The sequence below is a fragment of the Nibrella viscosa genome (assembly GCF_039541875.1).
GTDB classification, from domain to species: domain Bacteria; phylum Bacteroidota; class Bacteroidia; order Cytophagales; family Spirosomataceae; genus Nibrella; species Nibrella viscosa.
In genome coordinates, this window is record NZ_BAABHB010000002.1 from 407,304 (window position 1) to 427,476 (window position 20,173).

The 20,173-nt window shown below is 55.3% G+C and carries 15 protein-coding genes; 9 read left to right on the forward strand and 6 right to left on the reverse strand.

Translation table 11 applies throughout. From position 1 onward, the window contains the following. Nucleotides 1-19 precede the first annotated feature (19 nt). The 6 genes from ABD931_RS06325 (at nt 20) to ABD931_RS06350 (ending at nt 9,272) form a co-directional block, all read left to right on the forward strand. Nucleotides 20-1,462: a RagB/SusD family nutrient uptake outer membrane protein gene (locus ABD931_RS06325; protein ID WP_345265087.1), complete on the forward strand. Its 1,443-nt coding sequence runs from the start codon at nt 20-22 to the stop codon at nt 1,460-1,462. 203 nt (nt 1,463-1,665) lie between these two features. Continuing rightward, nucleotides 1,666-1,923, forward strand: a complete 258-nt coding sequence (locus ABD931_RS06330; protein ID WP_345265089.1) for a hypothetical protein — start codon at nt 1,666-1,668, stop codon at nt 1,921-1,923. An 88-nt stretch (nt 1,924-2,011) separates the two neighbouring features. Then, nucleotides 2,012-3,709 carry a hypothetical protein gene (locus ABD931_RS06335; RefSeq protein ID WP_345265091.1) on the forward strand — a complete coding sequence of 566 codons (1,698 nt, stop codon included), beginning with the start codon at nt 2,012-2,014 and terminating at the stop codon, nt 3,707-3,709. Between the two features lie 123 nt (nt 3,710-3,832). Next, the gene (locus tag ABD931_RS06340) at nt 3,833-6,589 is read left to right on the forward strand and encodes a glycosyl hydrolase (RefSeq protein ID WP_345265093.1); all 2,757 of its coding nucleotides are present in this window, start codon (nt 3,833-3,835) and stop codon (nt 6,587-6,589) included. 49 nt (nt 6,590-6,638) lie between these two features. Then, nucleotides 6,639-7,940 (forward strand): hypothetical protein, encoded by a 1,302-nt coding sequence (locus ABD931_RS06345; protein WP_345265095.1) that lies wholly within the window; start codon nt 6,639-6,641, stop codon nt 7,938-7,940. 309 nt (nt 7,941-8,249) lie between these two features. Beyond that, nucleotides 8,250-9,272, forward strand: a complete 1,023-nt coding sequence (locus ABD931_RS06350) for a formylglycine-generating enzyme family protein (RefSeq protein ID WP_345265097.1) — start codon at nt 8,250-8,252, stop codon at nt 9,270-9,272. A gap of 1 nt (nt 9,273) precedes the next feature. On the opposite strand, the gene ABD931_RS06355 is transcribed toward ABD931_RS06350, so the two are convergent. The 3 genes from ABD931_RS06355 to ABD931_RS06365 all read right to left on the reverse strand — a co-directional run bounded on the left by ABD931_RS06355 (nt 9,274) and on the right by ABD931_RS06365 (nt 14,334). After that, on the reverse strand, nt 9,274-10,560 hold the full coding sequence (locus tag ABD931_RS06355; protein ID WP_345265099.1) for a DEAD/DEAH box helicase: 1,287 nt from the start codon (nt 10,558-10,560) through the stop codon (nt 9,274-9,276). A 154-nt stretch (nt 10,561-10,714) separates the two neighbouring features. Next, nucleotides 10,715-11,959 (reverse strand): DEAD/DEAH box helicase, encoded by a 1,245-nt coding sequence (locus ABD931_RS06360; RefSeq protein ID WP_345265101.1) that lies wholly within the window; start codon nt 11,957-11,959, stop codon nt 10,715-10,717. 176 nt (nt 11,960-12,135) lie between these two features. Continuing rightward, nucleotides 12,136-14,334, reverse strand: coding sequence for a B12-binding domain-containing radical SAM protein (locus ABD931_RS06365; RefSeq protein ID WP_345265103.1), 2,199 nt, complete (start codon nt 14,332-14,334; stop codon nt 12,136-12,138). Nucleotides 14,335-14,555: 221 nt separating this feature from the next. Here ABD931_RS06365 and ABD931_RS06370 point away from each other — a divergent pair, with 221 nt between their 5' ends. Then, nucleotides 14,556-15,527, forward strand: coding sequence for a Gfo/Idh/MocA family protein (locus ABD931_RS06370; protein ID WP_345265105.1), 972 nt, complete (start codon nt 14,556-14,558; stop codon nt 15,525-15,527). Nucleotides 15,528-15,702: 175 nt separating this feature from the next. Here the strand turns inward: ABD931_RS06370 and ABD931_RS06375 are convergent, their stop codons facing one another. Beyond that, a complete protein-coding gene (locus ABD931_RS06375) occupies nt 15,703-15,948 on the reverse strand; it encodes an SPW repeat domain-containing protein (RefSeq protein WP_345265107.1) in 246 nt (81 codons plus the stop codon). A gap of 129 nt (nt 15,949-16,077) precedes the next feature. Beyond that, on the reverse strand, nt 16,078-17,556 hold the full coding sequence (locus ABD931_RS06380; RefSeq protein WP_345265109.1) for a Gfo/Idh/MocA family protein: 1,479 nt from the start codon (nt 17,554-17,556) through the stop codon (nt 16,078-16,080). Nucleotides 17,557-17,762: 206 nt separating this feature from the next. On the opposite strand from ABD931_RS06380, the gene ABD931_RS06385 reads away from it, so the two are divergent. Further along, nucleotides 17,763-18,008, forward strand: coding sequence for a hypothetical protein (locus ABD931_RS06385; RefSeq protein WP_345265111.1), 246 nt, complete (start codon nt 17,763-17,765; stop codon nt 18,006-18,008). A 72-nt stretch (nt 18,009-18,080) separates the two neighbouring features. Here the strand turns inward: ABD931_RS06385 and ABD931_RS06390 are convergent, their stop codons facing one another. After that, a complete protein-coding gene (locus ABD931_RS06390) occupies nt 18,081-18,371 on the reverse strand; it encodes a hypothetical protein (RefSeq protein ID WP_345265113.1) in 291 nt (96 codons plus the stop codon). A 181-nt stretch (nt 18,372-18,552) separates the two neighbouring features. On the opposite strand from ABD931_RS06390, the gene ABD931_RS06395 reads away from it, so the two are divergent. Next, nucleotides 18,553-20,172, forward strand: coding sequence for a S8 family peptidase (locus ABD931_RS06395; protein ID WP_345265115.1), 1,620 nt, complete (start codon nt 18,553-18,555; stop codon nt 20,170-20,172). Nucleotide 20,173 lies beyond the last annotated feature (1 nt).

The following is a 20,173-nucleotide window of genomic DNA, read 5'->3' on the forward strand; positions in this document are numbered from 1 at the left end:
CCTTCAATCGCTGACTTTTATGAAACGAACATATTTGTTTGCCGCTTTGCTGACAGCCGCGCTCACCGGCTGCAACGAGCAGTTCCTGGATCTTGCCCCTATTTCCCAGGCCAATACCGGCACCTTCTATAAAACGGGGGCCGACCTCATCAATGCCGTCAACGGGGCCTATGGCGCGTTGCAGTTTGCCGGGCAGTACGGTAACTTCTACGTGGTGTCGGAGATTCCGTCGGATGATACCACGCCGGTGCTGTCGGGTTCGGTAACGGACCAGGACGAGTTTGATAAATTTTACCTGCGCACCACCAACCCCTTCCTGGCTTCCCGCTGGGCCGATGGCTACCGGGGCATCTACCGCACCAATGCGGTAATTGACCGCAGCGCCGGTATCCAGATGGACGAAGACCTGAAGAAGCGCATTGTGGGCGAAGCCAGGTTCCTGCGGGCGCTGATGTATTTCAACCTGGTGCGCGTCTTCGGCGATGTGCCGCTGGTACTCAGGGAAATTACCGATCCGCAGGAGGGCTACAGCTTCGGCCGCACACCGGCGGCTGAGGTGTACAACCAGATTATCAAGGATCTGACTGATGCCGAAGCCGTGTTGCCGGCCACCTATACCGGTGCCAATGTGGGCCGGGCCACTCGCGGAGCCGCCAAAGCGCTGCTGGGCAAGGTGTACCTGACGCAGAAAAAGTACGCCGAAGCCGCTCAGAAGCTGAAAGAGGTAATTGATTCCGGCACCTACGAACTGCTGCCGAATTATGCCGATGTGTTCCGGGCGTCGAACAAGAACCATAAGGAATCGATCTTCGATGTGCAGTACAAGAAAGGCAACATCGGCGAGGGCAGCGGGTTTGCCAATGCCTACGCGCCCGAAAACTCCGGCAACGCGGTCATTCAGTTTGGCGGGGGCGGCAACAACCGGCCCACGCCGGATATGGTGCAGGCCTACGAACCGGGCGATACCCGCAAAGATGTATCGCTGGCGACCAGCTACGTGAATGCCAATGGTGCCCGGATCGACTACAATTTTGTGCGGAAGTACCGGGATACGCCCATTGTCAACGGTGATTCGGAAGATAACTGGCCGGTGCTGCGCTACGCCGACGTGCTGCTGATGTACGCCGAAGCCCTGAACGAGCAGGGTCGTCCGGCCGAAGCCCTGCCCTTCCTGAACCAGATTCGCCGGCGGGCCGGCGTCCCCGAAAAAACCCTGGCGGAGGTAGGCACCCAGGCCGCCATGCGCCAGGCCATCGAGCAGGAACGGCGGGTAGAACTGGCTTTTGAAGGCCACCGCTGGTTCGACCTCGTACGGACCGGCCGGGCGCTGGAGGTCCTGAAAGCCAAAGCCCAGGCCATCGGCATCAAAACAGACCTGAATGCCAATAACCTGATTTTTCCCGTTCCCCAAAGCCAGATCGACATTAACCCGACACAGATCAAGCAGAATCCAGGGTATTAATTCGAAATAGTGAGTTCATAACGAGCCTGCCCCTGTCGGCCGACAGGGGCAGGCTCGTTTGCTATGTACCAGACCGCGTCCCGCTGTCTGCCTGATCAGACCCGAACCTAGAGCTACTCCCCACCTAAGTGGAAACAAGCCAGGATATTCCAACATTTGGTCGGGCAAAAACGTATATTTGAAAATATCTTTGCTACCTATTTATGTTAACGTTGAATACAATCCTTGAAGAGTTGAAAGACATTCCGGTTAATCGCCTGGAAGATCTGTACTCCCTTATTCATTCCCTGAGGGCTGATACCAAAAAATCGGGTGCTGCTCATAAACAGATTCTTTCGTATGCAGGCTCTTTCCGCGACATGAGTCAGGAGGACTATGACAGTTTTGTGCAGACCTATTGGACACATAGATTCATTGATTGCCGGAATAGCTTTGGCGAACGACTTGCAGCTTGTGACTAACAATACCGCATATTTTAAAAGAGTGAAACAACTTGAACTGGTAAATTGGTCAAAATAGAGTCGGTTTACTTCTCAAGCAAAGAACCCTATGAATCGCTCATTCACCCGTATATCCTCCCCGACGCTACAAGTTATCCTGAAAGGTGTGCTTTTGGGGTTCTGCCTCGTATGCCGGACCATCCTGGTACTGGGGCAGACCGAAACCCAAGCCGATCAGGTTGTCATCACCACCCTGAATCAGAAAACCGGGGTGCGCACCACCGAAAACGGGGCACTCCAGGTGAATGTCTCTCCAGCAGATGTTCGCGCCTTCAAGGCTCGTGGCTGGGTCCGGTATCGTGACTTTGGTGCCCGGGGCGACGGGAAGACCGATGATATAGATGCGATCGCCGGTGCCCACGCCTTCGCCAACCAGTATGGGCTGCCGGTAAGAGCGGATGCGGGCGCTACCTACTACATCGGTGGGAAGGAGCGCACCGCCGTGATCCGTACCGATACCGATTTCGGAACGGCAGCCTTCCTCATTGACGATACCGACGTGCAAAACCGGAATGCCTCTGTTTTTCTGGTCAGTTCGGGGCTGCAACCGTTTCTCCTGACAGGCATAACGTCCCTCAAGCGGAATCAGGAAAAAATCGAGGTATCCCTACCCGGCCCCTGTCTGATCACGGTCACCAATGCGCACGTGAAGCACTACATCCGGTTTGGCCTGAACCAGAACAATGGAGCCGCGCAGACAGATATTTTTATGGTGGATAGAAAGGGGAACGTGGATATGACCGCTCCAATCATCTGGGACTTCGACCAGATCACGGATGCCAGTGCGCTGCCCATCGACGAAAAACGGCTGACTATTAAAGGCGGACGGTTTACCACCATCGCCAACAAGGCAGAATCGAAGTACACGTATTACAACCGGAACATCGCCATCAAACGCTCCAATGTCCTGGTTGAGGGGCTCGAACACCGCATCACGGGCGAAGGCGACCAAGGTGCCCCCTACGGCGGCTTCCTCAACATCCGCGACTGCGCTTATGTAACCGTCAGAAATACCACCCTGACCGGTCACAAAACCTACAGTACCATTGGTGCGGCCGGAAAACCCGTCTCTATGGGCTCTTACGACATCTCCGCCAATCGCGCCCTGAACGTATCCTTCATCAACTGCCGCCAGACCAACGATATCGATGACCGTACGTATTGGGGTATTCTGGGGTCCAACTACTGCAAGAACATGCTGTATGATGGTTGTGTCTTCTCCCGGTTCGACGCCCACATGGGCGTGGCCAATGCTACCATCCGCAACTCCACGCTCGGGCACATGGGCATCAACGCCATCGGCAGCGGGACATTAACGGTCGAGAATAGTACGATTCGCGGCAATACCCTCATCAATCTGCGACCCGACTATGGCAGCACCTGGCAGGGCGAGTTCGTAATCCGCAACTGCCTTTTCGTGCCGGCGGGCGGCAGACCCAGCAGCGCAGCGCTGATTGGTGGTTCGTATTCAGGTCAGCATGATTTCGGGTACCGCTGCTACATGCCGGAACGGATCATCATCGAGAATCTCCGTATCGATGATGCCAACCATCCGGCGAACTACCAGGGACCGGCTATTTTTGCGAATATCAACCCCCAACTGGCGGACGATTCCTATCAGGAGAAGTTTCCGTATAGCATAACCCGAGAGGTTATCCTCAGGAATGTAACCACCGCCAGCGGCAAGGCCCTGCGTATCAGCGATAATCCATTCATGTTCAGGCAGGTAAACATAAACGTTCAGTAATGTACGGCAAGGGGCACCGGGTAGAACACTGAAGCTGAGAATACCGGTTTATGCGCTGCGCCAATAGGTAGGACAACCCCCACCCGTGCCTTTACATTACGTACCGACCTATCTCACTTTAGAATGCACTCAGCTCTCCGAAGGCTTTCCTTTGTTGGCCTGCTTTTTACCCTTCTCTACACCGTACAGGCGCAACCCAAACCGAATACCACAAACCGGACAACCGTCGACACCGCCAAGCCCTGGGCGTACTGGTGGTGGATGGGCAGCGCCGTAACGGAAGACGGCATCCGGCAGAACCTCCGGGACTACGCCAAAGCCGGTCTGGGCGGGGTGCATGTGATTCCTATTTACGGTGTCAAAGGCTACGAGCAGCAGTTTGTTCCGTTTATGAGCAACCGCTGGCTGCAACTGCTCGATTATACGCTTCAGCAGGCGACGGCGCTGGGCATGGGTGTCGATCTGACGCTCGGTACCGGCTGGCCCTATGGTGGTCCGCAGGTAAAGCCAGACATGGCGGCCCAGCAATTTCAGGTGCAGGAGTATCCGTTTCAGCCGGGGCAGACCATCCGCCGGGCCGATCTGACCGGCAAAGGAGACATTGTAGCCATTACGGCATTTACCAATACCGGCGATACGCTGGTGGTGCCGGCGCCGGTTGGACCAGACGTGCTGTGGCAGGCAGAGAACCGGTCGGGAAAGGTGTATGTGCTGCGGATGTTCCCCACGGGACAGCAGGTGAAGCGGGCGGCTCCGGGTGGCGAAGGCCCGGTACTGGACCATTTCGACACGGAGGCAGTACAAACGTACCTGCAAGGGTTCAACAAGCTTAAGACGTATTTCGCCAATAAGCCGTACAAGATACGGGCGGTGTACAACGACTCCTACGAAGCCTACGGGGCTAACTGGACCCAGCGCTTCCTGACGGAATTCAACCAACGGCGGGGCTACGACCTGCGCCGGTACCTGCCTGTTCTCCAGAAAAAGGACCCGCTCTCGATTACCGAAAAGCGCATTCTGGGCGATTACCACGCCACCATTGCCGACCTGCTGCGCGATGCCTTTACCAAAACCTGGACGAACTGGGCAAAGCAGCAGGGCTATCTGGTTCGCAACGAAGCCCACGGATCGCCCGGCAACCTGCTCGATCTGTACGCGCTGTCTGATATGCCCGAAACGGAGTACTTCGGCAGTAAGCCCTTTGACATTCCCGGCTACCGGATAGACCCGTCGTACGAAGAGTCGCGGTTTGGCCGACCCGAGCCGCTGATCCTGAAATTTGCGTCGTCGTCGGCCAACGTAGCCGGTAAGCCGCTGGTGTCGTCGGAGACCTCGACCTGGCTGGCCGATCATTTCAAGGTGTCGCTGGCGCAGATCAAGCCCATCATTGATGAGTCGTTTATATCGGGCATCAATCACGTCTTTTACCACGGCATACCTTACTCACCGCCCGGCGAAGCCTGGCCGGGCTGGCTGTTTTATGCCTCTACCAACTACAACCAGCAAAGCCACTTCTGGCAGGACTTCCCGGAGCTGAACCGCTACATCGCCGACTGCCAGCGGCTGCTGCAAACCGGGAAGCCGGATGGTGATGTGCTACTCTATTTCCCGATTCATGATCTGTGGCACTCGCCCGGCACCTCCGGGGGCACCCACGCCCTGGATGTTCACGCCAACGCCAACCGCTGGCTCCTGGGGCGGCCCATCGGGCAGACGGCTGCCGATCTGCAACGGCAGGGCTTTCAGTACGATTATATCTCAGACCTGCAACTAACGCAGTGCCGTCCGGCCGCCAACGGCAGCGTTACCACCAGCGGAGGAGCCACGTACAAGGTGATTGTGGTGCCACCGACCGAATTTCTGCCGCTGGAGACGCTGCAAACGCTGGACAAGCTGGCAAAGCAGGGGGTGAAATTGCTGTTTGTGAAGAACCGCCCGAGTCTGGTAGCGGGGTATAACCAGGTGGTTAACCGGCAGAAAGCACTGGAAACGCTGAACCAGCAAATGACCGGTCGGAGCCGGGTGGCGGCTGATGTGGTGCAGGGCCTGACCGACTGGCAGATCCGCCGGGAGCCGATGGTTGATAACGGGCTGGCGTTTATCCGCAAAAAGCAGGCGGACGGCTGGCAGTATTTCGTGTCCAACTTGCAAAACAAGTACAATACCGGCCGTATCCGCCTGGCGGTAAATGCCAACAGCATCGAACTGGTGGACCCGCTGCACCAGCGCCGGGGGTTTGTGCCCAAAGAGCCGGTCGGAGCCGGTACGATTGAGATTCCGCTGACGCTGGCACCCGGCGAGTCGGTGTTCATCAATGCGTTTGAGTCTACCCGCAAAGGTAGTCCGTGGTCAGGGCAGCCGCTGGCAGAGAGTGGTTATTCGTTGAGTGGTGATTGGTTGATTCGTTTTGTCGATGGCGCACCTGCGTTACCCAAGCCGATTACAACGAATAAACTGGTTTCGTGGACGACGCTGGGCGATACGGCTACGCAGTATTTCAGCGGGACGGCGCGGTATAGCCTGAGTTTTACCGTACCGGACAACCTGCTGAACGGGCAGAATCTGTGGCTGGACCTGGGCGATGTGCGGGAGGTAGCCGAAGTACGGCTGAACGGGCAGCCGGTGGGTAAAGCCTGGTCGTTGCCGTACCGCCTGCCGCTGCCGACCGGTTTGCTGAAGCCGCAGAATACACTGGAGGTAGACGTGCGTAACCTGTCTTTTAACCGTATGCGTTACCTGGACACGCAGAAAGTACCCTGGCGGAAATTCTACGACATCAACATGGTGGATATTCAGTACAAGCCGTTTGATGCCTCGAAGCGCCCGCCGGTTGAGTCGGGGCTGCTGGGGCCGGTGCGCTTGGTGGCAGAGCAGCGGTAGGGTATAACAGCCGTTGCCGGTTCTTTTACGACTGTAAACAAAGCCGACCATGAACCGCAAAACCTTTCTGAAATCATCGGCACTGACCAGCCTGGGCCTGATAGCGGCTAACGGCCGTATATGGGCAACCGGATTGACCGGCAAACCGTTAGAAGTCCCTGTTCGGCCGCTGACTAATGGCCCGGCGTTTCACTGGTTCGGCTATTACGACAAACTGCAATTCGACCCGACTAACCGCTACGTTCTGGGTATGCAGGTCGGCTTTGAAGGCCGCTCACCCACCGCTGAGGATGTGATTAAAATCGGCATGATCGACCTGAAGAAAGACGGTAGCTGGATTGAACTGGGCGAGAGCCGGGCGTGGGGCTGGCAACAGGGCTGTATGCTGCAATGGGTGCCGGGTTCGTCTTCCGAAATCATCTGGAATGATCGTGTAGGCAACCAGTACGTCAGCCAGGTGCTGAATGTGTTCACCCGTAAGAAACGAACGCTGCCGAAGGCCATATATGCTTTGAGTCCCGACGGTAAATGGGCCATTGGGACGGAGTTTAACCGGATTCAGGATTTGCGGCCGGGGTACGGCTATGCCGGTATTCCAGATCCGTATTACGAAATAAAGGCCCCGTCCGAAATTGGACTGTACCGGATGGATTTGCAAACGGGTGCTATCAAACTCCTGATGTCGCTGGCCGAAGCGGCTGCGATTCCGCAAAAAGAAGCATCGGTGGCCGATAATTTTCACTGGTTCAATCACCTGCTCGTCAACACCGACAGCACCCGGCTCACCTTTCTGCACCGGTGGCGGGCCAAACGCGAAGACCGGCAGGTAATGGCCCGGACTAATTTCGTTACCCGGATGTTTACGATGAATCCGGACGGAAGTGAGCGGTTTATCATTGATCCGTCCGGCTATACCTCTCATTTTGTCTGGCGCGATCCGTCGCATATCTGTGCCTATACCCGGCCGGAGGGGAAACCGTCGTCGTTCTACCTGCTGGAAGATAAAACCGGTCGTATCGAACCCATTGCTACCGACAAAATGCCGGTGAATGGGCACCAGACGTATGTGCCGGGCCGTAACAACGACTGGCTGCTCAACGATAACTATGCCGGGCCGAAAGACCGCAACCAGACGCCGTACCTCTACCACCTGCCCACCGACCGGCGCATTGATCTCGGTCATTTTCCCGCCGGTGAAAGCTACGTAGCCGAATGGCGCTGCGACCTGCACCCCCGTACCAGCAACGACGGTAATTTCGTTTGCATCGACTCCACGCACGGCGGCAACGGCCGGCAATTGTACCTGCTGGATCTGCGGCCGGTCTGGGAGAAGGAGCTGGCAAAGCGGTGATTACGGGTTGGTTTAAAGGCGCTATAGGCGCAGTAACGGATGGCTTGCGCCTACAGCGCAGTGGGAAGACAAACGCTTTACCTGTTCTATAAACCGTTGGCTCCTACGGACCAACAGGGATCAGCCTTACTTCTTTGACTTGCCTCTTTGTTTTGCTCCGTAGGAGCCAGCGGTTTATAGCAGAACCGTTTTCTCGGGATTTCCGCTGCCCTGTAAGGGCAAGCCTATACTTTGCGCTGTAACCTGTTCGAAAACGGGCAAAACTTTATAGTACAGGCTCTTTTCGTTAAATTAGAGTTTTAGAATGACATGAAATCGATTGTATACACCCTTGCCCTCCTTATTCTCGCCGGCTGCGGCAGCGAATCCGGCTCCGACCGCATGTCGATGGACCATGCCCATCACCATGACGGTGGCTCGTCCGAAGCCACGTTGCCGGATAATATCAAGCCCTATCAGTTTTCGGATGGAGTGACCATTTTGGGTGCCAACAAGCCGGAGCAGGAGAAAACAGGAGCAAAGCCAGCCGCTACTCCGCCCAAAGGCATGGTGTATGTGCCGGGCGGTTATACGCAGATTGGCGCGGCTGAGGGGCTGGCGCAGGAACAGCCGGTGTTTTGGGTAAAAGTGAAGCCGTTTTTTATGGATCAGCATCCCGTCACGGTCGGGGAGTTCCGGCAGTTTGTGGCTGCCACCGGCTACAAAACCGAAGCCGAAAAATTCGGCAACGCGGGTATGATCGATGAGAGCACCGATAAGCAGTGGATTCTGAAAGAAGGTGCCAACTGGCGCTACCCCCAGGGGCCGGATTTTCCGCCCGCGCCCGACAATCACCCCGTTACGCAGGTATCCTGGAATGATGCGCAGGCCTACTGCAACTGGGCCAAAAAGCGCCTGCCGACCGAGTTTGAGTGGGAACATGCCGCCCGCAATGCCCGCAACGACCGGACCATGTACCCCTGGGGCAACGACATCGAAAAAGCGGGTGCCTACAACGCCAACATCTGGCAGGGCAAATTTCCGGAGCACAACTACGTGACCGACGGCTATAAGTTTACCTCACCCGTGGGCAAATTCGGCAAAACGCCGTTGGGGCTGACGGATATGTCGGGGAATGTCTGGGAATGGTGCGCCAACTGGAAACAGGAGTATCGCGATGTGTTGACCCAAACGAAAGCGGAGGTGAACGAAAAGACTGAAAGAGCGCAGCGGGGCGGCTCATTTCTGTGTGAACCGGGCTGGTGCCACGGTTACCGGGTGTCGGGTCGGTCTTCCTCCACACCGGAAACCGCGCTTATGCACGTCGGCTTCCGGTGTGTGAAAGATGCATAGTTTACTGTGCCTGGGGTTTCGGACGACGGTTGTTATTGCGGTTGAACGGCCGTGAATTGCCGCTGCCACCGCTACCGTTTCGCCGGTTAAAGCCATTATTCTTCTGCTCCCGCAACGCCTGCTGGGCCTGCGCCGGTTCGGCTACCGAAAGCCCCAAGGGGTACGGATGGTCGCTGACGGCCGGAATCTGTTTGCCGATCAGCTTGTGAATATCCTTCAGGTACGCTTTTTCTTCGGCATCGCAGAACGAAAAGGCAATGCCGCTGGCACCCGCCCGGCCGGTCCGGCCAATGCGGTGAACGTAGGTTTCCGGAATATTCGGCAGTTCGTAGTTAATAACGTGCGATAGCTCATCGATGTCGATACCCCGTGCGGCAATATCCGTGGCAACCAGCACCCGGATTTCACCGGATTTGAAATTGCTCAGGGCACGCTGCCGGGCGTTCTGCGACTTATTACCATGAATGGCTTCGGCTTTCACGCCGGCCTTCACCAGGTCTTTCACCACCTTATCGGCACCGTGCTTGGTGCGGGCAAACACCAGCGCCGACTGAATCGCCTTGTCATCCAGCAAATGAATCAGCAGCTTCTTCTTATCGTTCTTATCGACGTAATACAGCGCTTGCTGAATGGTATCGGCGGTTGACGATACCGGCGTAACTTCCACCTTGGCGGGTTTGGTCAGGATGGTATCGGCCAGCTTGGCAACGTCCGGCGGCATGGTCGCCGAGAAAAACAGCGATTGCCGCTTCATCGGTAATTGCAGAATCACCCGCTTTACATCGTGAATAAAGCCCATATCGAGCATCCGGTCGGCCTCGTCGAGGACAAAGATCTGGATATGCTTCAGGGAGATAATACCCTGACCCATCAGGTCGAGGAGCCGGCCGGGGGTGGCAATCAGAATATCGATGCCCGATTTGATGGCGTTCACCTGCGCGTGCTGCGATACCCCGCCAAAAACGACGGTATGCTTCAGATTCAGATTGCGGCCATAAGCGGTAAAGCTCTCGCCGATCTGAATGGCCAGTTCGCGGGTGGGTGTCAGAATCAGACACTTGATACGCCGGGGGCCTTGTTTGGGGCCGGCTTCGTCTTTAAGCTGTTGCAGAATCGGAATGGCGAAGGCGGCTGTTTTGCCGGTGCCGGTCTGGGCGCAACCGAGTAAATCTCTGCCCTGGAGAACAATGGGGATAGCCTGAGCCTGAATGGGAGTAGGAGTCGTGTATCCTTCGGTTTGAAGAGCCTTCAGAATGGGCTCAATCACATTTAAATTTTCGAATAACATGTATATGTTTTGAGGTAAGCCAATCTAAGCGCATACCCGCACGGCGGTCCTACCAGAAATCAGCTTAAGATAAATACCGGAGAAGGGGTTGATGTATGCGGAATGTCACCGGTATATGATAATAACGCAAATTTCGGCAAATAAATCCAAATAGTTACTTTTTCTTCTTTTTCCGGTTTTTCCGCTCCAGTTCAACCTGCTCCGCTTCGCGCATCAGGGCATCCAAATCGTAGGTGGGTGTTTCGTTGGAGAAATCGATGGTGGCCGCGTACTCTTTTTTGCTGATGTCGACCACGTGAATGGGCTTGGTCAGGTACTGCTCAATTTCGGCCAGCAGCGGCTTTTCTTCCGTGCTGCAAAACGATACCGCCAGGCCTTTCTGCGTACCCCGGCCGGTGCGTCCCACACGGTGAACGTAGTTTTCCGGCTGCTCCGGCAGGTCGTAGTTAACCACGTAATCGACGTTCGGAATGTCGATGCCGCGGGCGCTGACGTCGGTGGCAATCAGGATTTTGGTTTCTCCGCTGCGGAACTGCTGCATTACCTGCAGGCGGTCCTGTTGCTCTTTGTCGCCGTGGATGGTCATGCTTTTGATACCCATGCGTTCCAGCGCTTTATGGACGCGCTCGGCCCGGACTTTGGTGCGCACAAACACCAGAATCTTGCTGTCGGGGTTCTCGTTGACGACCCGCTCCAGAAAGAACCGCTTATCGTCCATCTCCACAAAAGCCACCGAGTGCGTAATATTCCTGGCAACCGGGTCTTTGGGCGAAATCTGAATCCGGATCGGATTATGCACCAGCGAATACGCCAGTTTTTTGATTGTTTCGTTGATGGTGGCCGAGAAGAACAGCGTCTGCCGTTTGCGGGGCAGGAATTTAATCAAATCCTGAATGTCGCGGATAAAGCCCAGGTCCAGCATATGGTCGGCTTCGTCCAGGACCAGGATTTCGGTCCGTTCCAGCCGGATATACCCCTGACTCACCAGGTCGAACAGGCGGCCGGGCGTGGCCACCAGAATGTCGATGCCTTTTTCCAGCCGGGCAATCTGCGGGCCTTGTTCTACGCCCCCGAAGACACAGAACGTTTTCACCCGCGTGTGTTTGCCGATTTGCTCGAAGACCTCGGTAATCTGAATCGCCAGTTCCCGCGTGGGTTCCATCACCACGCATTTGATGCCCTCGGTGCGGCTGGAGCTTTTGCGCTCGTGCAGCATACTGATGACGGGGATGGCAAAGGCGGCCGTTTTGCCGGTGCCGGTCTGGGCAATGGCCAGTACGTCTTCACCCTTCAGAATAGGCGGGATGGATTTAAACTGAATATCCGTCGGGCGTTTGAAGCCTAGCGTCTCCAGGTTTCGCTTTATTTCCGGGGCAATGGTATAGTCCTCAAACTTCATATTGCGTCTGTTATTTTTTATAGCTACCTTTCTCTTATTAACTAAACTTCTGTAGCCATGTCAAAAGATAAAGGTTCAGCCAACAAAGGAAACGTAAAAAAGGTGGCCGAGAAAAGCCTAAAAGAAAAGCGGGCCGCCAAACAGGCTAAGAAAAGCAGCAAAAGCGATTATTGATTTTACACGATCAGTAATCCGTTCGTTCGGAGCTCCTCCCATGTGGAGGAGCTCATAAACTCCTCAAACCGGTTCAGCCCGGCCTCCTCATACGCTGCTTTCAACTGCTGGAACGATACCGGTTCCTGCCTGCCAATCCGCAACGGCGGTAGAACTTCTGCCAGCCATTGTCCAACCGGCACACTCGTCTGCAGCACCCAATCCTGCTGTTTGTTGTAAAACGTCAGCTCCGCTGCAATAACCGTCTTTTTGCCTTTCGTTACGTCAACAACCTCCAGCGCCGGTACATTGCCGAGCCAGACCGCCAGCGCATTCGGGCGGGGTGCTTTGTCGGGCACCTGTTTGAGGCTTTTCTCGATATAGCGGGGCGGAATGGTCGTGGGCGGTATCTTAAAATCGAACCATTGCTGTAGCGGGTACTCGAAGCAGACGCCGTGCATGTAGTTGAAAAGTGACTTGCGCAGCCCTTCGGCAAACAGGTCGTGGTTGGCACCCAAGGGGTCGTCGTGGTCCAGATCGTTGTCAGCAAAGCCGCCGAATTCAGGTCCTACGCGCATGACGTCGAATTCAGCGGGATGCAATCCCACTGGACTGTGGGCCGTCATGGCAAAGCGGTGCCAGAAGCCTGATTGCACTACGCCATTCATAAATAACTGCCGCACCATCTCCAGGGAATCGACCGTTTCCTGCACCGTCTGCGTCGGGAAGCCGTACATCAGGTAGGCATGCACCATAATGCCGGCCTGCGTAAAGGCATCGGCTACGCGGGCTACCTGCGCCACCGTTACGCCCTTTTTCATGCGCTCCAGCAGGCGGTCGGAGGCTACTTCCAGCCCACCCGATACGGCAATACAACCCGAGGCTTTGAGCAACTGGCAAAGATCATGCGTAAAGCTGGTTTCGAAGCGAATATTGGTCCACCACACCACCGTCAGTTTCCGGCGGATGATCTCCAGCGCCAGATCCCGCATCAGCGCCGGGGGAGCCGCTTCATCCACAAAGTGAAAGCCGTTCTGCCCGGTCTGCTCAATAATTTCTTCGATGCGGTCGCAGAGGAGGGAGGCCGTGAGCGGTTCGTAGCGTTTGATGTAATCGAGCGTGATGTCGCAGAAGGAGCATTTGCCCCAGTAGCAGCCGTGGGCCAGCGTGAGTTTGTTCCAGCGGCCGTCGCTCCACAGCCGGTGCATAGGGTTCACTACTTCGATAACGGACAGGTAATCGGGCAACCGCAGGTCGCGGTAGTCGGGCGTACCGGTTTCGCGCTGGGGTACGTCGCGTTCTTTGGCACCATTGTAGTAGGTGACAACACCCTCGGTACGGGCAATAATGCGTTTTAACTGATTTTGATTGCGGTCGCCGGCCAGGTACTCCAGCAGGTTCTGCAAGGGCGCTTCGCCATCGTCCAGACTAATGTAATCGACGTAATCAAACACCCGAGGCTCCTTCAGACTACGCAGTTCGGTATTGGCATAGCCGCCACCCATCACAACGGCAATGTGCGGATAATGCTGTTTGATGTACTGCCCACACTTGAGTGTTCCGAACAGGTTGCCCGGAAACGGCACCGTGAGGCAGACCACATCCGGCTGCCACTGCTGTAGCTGCTGGTCGAGGAGCCGCAGCAGCGTAGCGGAGATGAGGGTATTGGAAGCCTGTAAAGCTTCGTGCAGCTCGTCAAAAGAGGTGGCTGAGCGGCCCAGGCGTTCGGCATAGCGACTAAATCCGAAGTGCGGGTCAACAGCTTCAGTGATAAGGTCTGCCAGGTCTTCGAGGTAGAGCGTGGCCAGGTGACGGGCTTTGTCGTGGATACCCATCGTACCGAACGCCCAGTCCAGTTCTTCCAGATCATTAAAGCGGGAAGCTTCGGGCAGGTACGTGCGATCGCAGATGCTGTGGGCGAGCGTGGGGTTTTTGTTTTGCAGAAATCGGATGACCGGCCCGATGGTGCTGATGTAGTCGTCTTTCAGACTGTATATGCGGTAGCTGTTTTCGGACAACTCCGCTTCGGCGGCTTCCAGCGCATCGAACAGCGCTGTTAGTCCGTTGGCCGAAAATACCGCCAGAATCACGTCGATGCCCAAATCGGCCTGACGCGATTCGTAGCCCTTCGTGTTCAGAAACCCCTTGAGATAAGCCGTTGCCGGATACGGGGTGTTCAGTTGCGTAAAGGGAGGGGTAATCAGGAGGATTTTCTGTTTCAAAGCCGCATCAATTGGTATTCTGAACAACGATAACGTATGGTTGGGGGTAGCCGGTTCCGGGGAGGAAAGTGAAAGGGCGAAAGAGTGGGCACGTAGCCCGGGGCGCGTAGCCCGGCATAGTGGCGCACTGAGTAGATGGTCCTGGCAAGGCTGCTTTTTCTGCTATATGCTGGACGTCCAATGTCTAACATCTAATGTCTTCAAAACACTAAACCCGTCAGATGGAAACAGTACGTTGGGGTATTATCGGTTGCGGTGATGTTACCGAGGTTAAGAGCGGCCCGGCTTTCAATAAAGTGCCAAATTCGTCGCTGGTGGCCGTTATGCGCCGGAACGGCGACAAAGCCCGCGATTATGCTCAGCGGCACGGCGTCCCGAAATGGTACGACAACGCCGACCAACTCATCAACGACCCCGACGTAAATGCCATTTACATTGCGACTCCGCCCTCTTCGCACGAAGCATATACCCTTGCTGCCTTTGCGGCCGGAAAACCGGTGTACGTAGAGAAGCCCATGACCGTTTCCAAAGCCTCCGCCGACCGGATGCGGGCGGCCGCGCAGCAGCATGGCCAAAAGCTATGCGTGGCGCATTACCGCCGGGAAATGCCCATGTTCCGGCACATCCGTCAACTGGTGCAGGATGGCACGATCGGAACCATTCGATGCGTTACCCTGCGACTGCTGCAACCGGCCAAACCGGCGCTGGTGGCTAATACCGACGAGAACTGGCGCATTAACCCTGCCGTATCCGGCGGTGGCTATTTCTTCGACCTGGCTCCGCATCAGCTCGACCTCATGCGCTACTACTTCGGACCGGTGCAGGAAGCCTACGGTCTCTGTGCCAACCAGGCCGGGTTGTACGATGCCGAGGATATTGTCACGGGCGTTATGCGAATGCAAAGCGGGGTTATCATCAACGGCATCTGGTGTTTTACCATGCCGGAGGGTATTGTAGAGGATGTCTGCGAAATCATCGGCTCCGCAGGGAGAATCCGGTTTACCGTTTTCAGCAACCAGTATTCGGTCTGGGTCAATGGCGGGGAGCAATCCGTAACGGTGCAGCACCCAACGCACGTGCAGCAGCCTATGATTGAGGCCGTAGTGCAGTATTTTCTCGGCAACGGCCCAAATCCCTGCCCCGCCGAAGAAGCCATTGAGATGTTTGGCGTAATGGAGACATTTGGGAAGTAGTACCCCGGAATTACATTCCGGGGTACGGAAAACCGGACTACAATCGCACCGGCGAACCGGTCCGGTCTACTTGCCCCTTCGGTGTCTGTTTCGTCAGCACACCGGCACCCAGCGCAAACACGCCGAACAGCATATGCGGCAGATACACCTTTTTAGGAAAGCCAAACAGCCAGGGTTAGGCTGCCAGCAACGCACCTTCGGCCAAATCCAGCGACAAGTGCGTCTTCATGGGCAGTTCCCGAACAACCCCCGCTTCGTAATCGGTAAAAAGTGAGTATGTAATAGCCGCCGTGCCGGCCGCTACCGGCACCCACTTTGCGGCCGGCTTATCAGCAAAACCAAATAACCAGGGAGAGGCCAGAAACAGCCCTCCGCTCAGGTAGTCTAAGACTCCGTGAACTTTTGTTGGAATAAAACGCATAACGCCACACCCGTTTAGTTGAGAATCAAGGGTTCAACTAAACGGGTGTGGCGTTATGTTTGGGATTCTGTACCCCGGAATGTAATTCCGGCTGTTGTATACCGGAATTATATTCCGGGGTACTGGGTACTACTTCTTCGCCGTCGCCGATGCCGCCGGTTTTTTGGCCGGAGCGCCCGATTTTTTAGCGGCCGTTGCTTCGGGGCCGGTCTTTTGGGTCATGGTCACGGGGTCCCAGTACACTACTTTGTTCGAAAAGTAGCTTTCGTTGCAGGCCAGCACCGGGGCGGCAGCGCGGAAACCGAAAACGGGGTCCTCAATAGTGCCCTGACTGCCGGCGCGTACGTTGGTGAAGAAATCACCAAAGTGTTTGCCGTGCGCATCGTCGTCTTTCGGTGCTTCAAAGCGCATTTCTTTTACAGGATCGGCTTTGCGGGTTTCGGGCGGGTACTGGGCGTCGTACTGTCTCACAAACTCCTGCTGCACCTCCGGCGTAAACGTGAAATAGCTGTCGTAGTTGCCATAGCCGGGAGCCATCGGAAGTTTTTTCCTGGTCAGGATCAGGTTATCTTCCGAAAACTCGATCTGCCCTTCGTTGCCGATGATGCGCGTTACGTTCTGGATCTTGCCGGCATTGGCAAAGTTCACCCGCAGCACCATCTGGAAAGCCTCGTGCTGGTCGGTTTTGGGGTAGTCCATGATACTCGTCATCACATCGGGTACATCACGACCATCTTTCCAGTAGGCCAGGTTACCCGACGAGAAAATGCGGTTGGGGCCTAGTGAATTTGTTACAAAATGCACCCCGGTAATCAGGTGAACGAAGAGGTCACCGGCTACGCCCGTGCCGTAATCGCGGTAATTCCGCCAGCGGAAGAAGCGCTTGGCATCAAACGGCCGCTTGGGCGCATCGCCGATAAAGCGGTCCCAGTCTACTGTCTGCGGAGACGCATCGGGCGGAATGGAGTAGTTCCAGGCCCCGATGGCGTTAAAGCGGTCGTTGTTCGACTCGATGTAGTTGATGGCCCCGATATCGCCGGCCTGCACCATCCGCTTGGCTTCCTGGAAAGCCGCGCTGCTGATGCGCTGGCTGCCCACCTGCATGGTCTTGCCCGATTTCTTCCAGGCATCGATCACGGCTTTGCCTTCATTAATGTGGTGGACCATCGGCTTTTCGCAGTACACGTGCTTACCCGCTTTCAGCGCGGCAATGGTGATATGGTCGTGCCAGTGGTCGGGCGTTACAATAAGTACCGCGTCGATGTCCGGCTTGGCCAGAATTTCCCGGAAATCGCGGGTAGTGAACAGGTCCGGGTTGTTGAATGCGGTTTTGGCCGTTTGGAGCCGGCCCTGGTACAAATCGGCCACGGCCACCAGTTCTACGTCCGGATTACGCAGGGCTGCGCGGGTATCGTAGTTGCCCTGAATACCCATGCCGATGGTGGCAAAGCGGATTTTGTCGTTAGGGCTGACCGATTTCAGATTAGGGATGTAGGCCGGTGCCTGGGGGCGAATCACCTGCACAATAGGCTTGGCGATGGACTGGGTCGCGGCCAATGCCGAAGCCGCCGTCAGGCGTTGTATAAATTTCCGTCTGGATGAGGGCATAGGGTTGTGTTTGTCGGTTAGAAACTATAAATATAAAGTATTTTTGTGGGAGCATATACTACTTCTCCTAACCCTTTATGAAACCCATCCCAAACTGACCCCTTTACCTTTGCCAACATAAAGCAATAATAAAAAAGGACTCTACCTATATACGCAGAATGTCAGAACTCTGACAAACCCTGTTCAGCTATGTTACCTGTGCGGTAGTGAGTACGGACTTTGCAGGCAAGGCAGTGAATCTGAATATCCCAACAACAGTAGCATCTCCCCGAATCAGCCGGCTGGCAATTGTCGGCTTTTTCTTTGTATCCGGTTTTGGCTTTTCCACGTGGTCGTCGCGGATACCCTCCCAACAGCAGTTACTCGGACTGAATGAGGCCCAACTGGGCTCCGTTGCCTTGATGAGCATGTTCGGGCTGGTAATCCTGTGGCTGGTAGGGCGGGTAAAATAAATGGATGCCCTGTTACAAGGCATCCACCCGATTTCTTTTCCAGCTCAGGCCGATAGCCCGGCCTGATTAACATTACGAATTTACAGGCTCCTCCGCCGTTTTTTCAATAGCGCCCAGGCTTTTCTCAGCCCGCATTTTTTCGATGCAGTCGTGGTCTTCGACCCGTACACTGAGTTGTCTGGCTAAGGTGTTAGCGTCTTGGTACGCTTTCAGATAGCTGTTAAACGGAGGGCTCCAGTTGCCGGTTGTGGTACCCCGGCCACTCCGGGTTTGTTTGCCTTTGCCTTCATTGCACTCCGGGCAGTCGCCGTGATGAATTTTTACGTGCCGGGCCTTATTATGGTGAAAGTGATAAAATGCCATGTAGCGGATTTCTTTAACGGTATAACAAAGGTACAACAGAATCAGTTGCAGTACCTGCTTGACAATCTGCCAAAAAGGACTTATAGAAATAAAACGATTATTCGGCTTTGCACGTTATAATACAAATCTAGCCTAAATTTTGTCGGGTGCATCGCCCATACCCGATGCGACACTGCATTTTATGTTTATAAAAAAGCCAATCGCCCGCGTATTTTTCGTCTATACGTTGGGGCTGCTCATTCCCTTTGCCGGCATGGGCCAAACCTATCAGTGGTTTCACGCGGAACCTAAAGGGGATACTGCCCTCGGTATCAGCACCGAACGGACGTATCAGGAGCTCCTGAAAGACAGGAAAGCGACGCCGGTCATTGTCGCCGTAATCGATGGGGGTGTTGATACCACCCACGAAGACCTGAAGCGCATTCTCTGGAAAAATCCAAAAGAAATTCCGGGTAACGGCATCGATGATGATGGTAACGGCTATGTCGATGATGTGTTTGGCTGGAATTTCCTCGGTGGCAAAGACGGCCGGAACGTTCGCTACGAACAGGCCGAAGAGACCCGCTTATATGCTAAACTGAAGCCGTTGTACGAAGGCAAAGAACGCTCGGCGGTACCGGCTGATAAGCAGAAGGAATACGATCAGTTTGTAAAGGCCCGCACCGACTACCGGAAGAAACTGGCCGAATATGCCGCCTATAAACAACCCTACAACCAGTTGTTTAGCCGGGTAAAAGCCTCGACGGAAGAGTTGAAGAAAGCCTTACAGGTAACCAAACTGGATACGACAACGCTCCAGACGCTTAAGTCGGCCGATGCCCGTGCTCAGCAAAATGCTATGTTCCTGTACAGCTTTCTGACGAGTGCCAATTTTGGTGATGCCGATACGGCCATAGATGAACTTTCCAAAGCCGTCGAGCAGATCAACGCCCGGGTCGATTATGCGTATAATCCGGAGTATAATCCCCGCGACATTGTCGGTGATAACCCGGAGAACTGGAAAGAGACAAAATACGGCAACTCCGATGTGACGGGGCCAGATGCCGACCACGGTACGCACGTTGCCGGCATTATTGCCGCCGACCGCGAAAACAACCTGGGGGTAAACGGGGTAGCCAACAACGTTCGTATTATGGCAATCCGGGCCGTACCGGACGGCGACGAGCGGGATAAAGACGTAGCCAACGCCATCCGTTATGCGGTCGATAATGGTGCTTCGATTATCAACATGAGCTTCGGTAAAAGTCATTCGCCCCAGCGCGAAGCCGTAGATCAGGCTATCAGGTATGCCGAAACCAAAGGTGTCTTGCTGGTACACGCGGCCGGTAATGACCATCTCGATCTGGACGCTAAGGATCAGTATCCGTCGGTAGCGTATATCAATGGACAGGAAATTCCGAACATGATTACGGTGGGAGCGACGGGTCGCGCGAAGGGCCGCACGATGGTGGCGGAGTTTTCAAACTACGGTCGCCACAAGGTCGATGTATTTGCACCAGGGGTTGACATTTTCTCGACGGTGCCGGGCAGCGAGTACCAGAATCATAGCGGTACCAGTATGGCCGCGCCGGTGGTGACGGGCATTGCCGCCGTGCTGAAGTCGTACTTCCCGCAACTAAGCGCCGAAGCCATTAAGAAGATCATTGTCGACTCGGCCGTTCGATATCCGCTCCAGGTGACTAAGCCCGGCTCCAAAGAGCCTGTCAGCTTTGCCGAACTGTCGAAAACCGGTGCGGTCGTGAACCTCTACGAAGCCGTTAAACTGGCCCAGGCGCAAACGGCGAAAGCCACGAAACCATAAT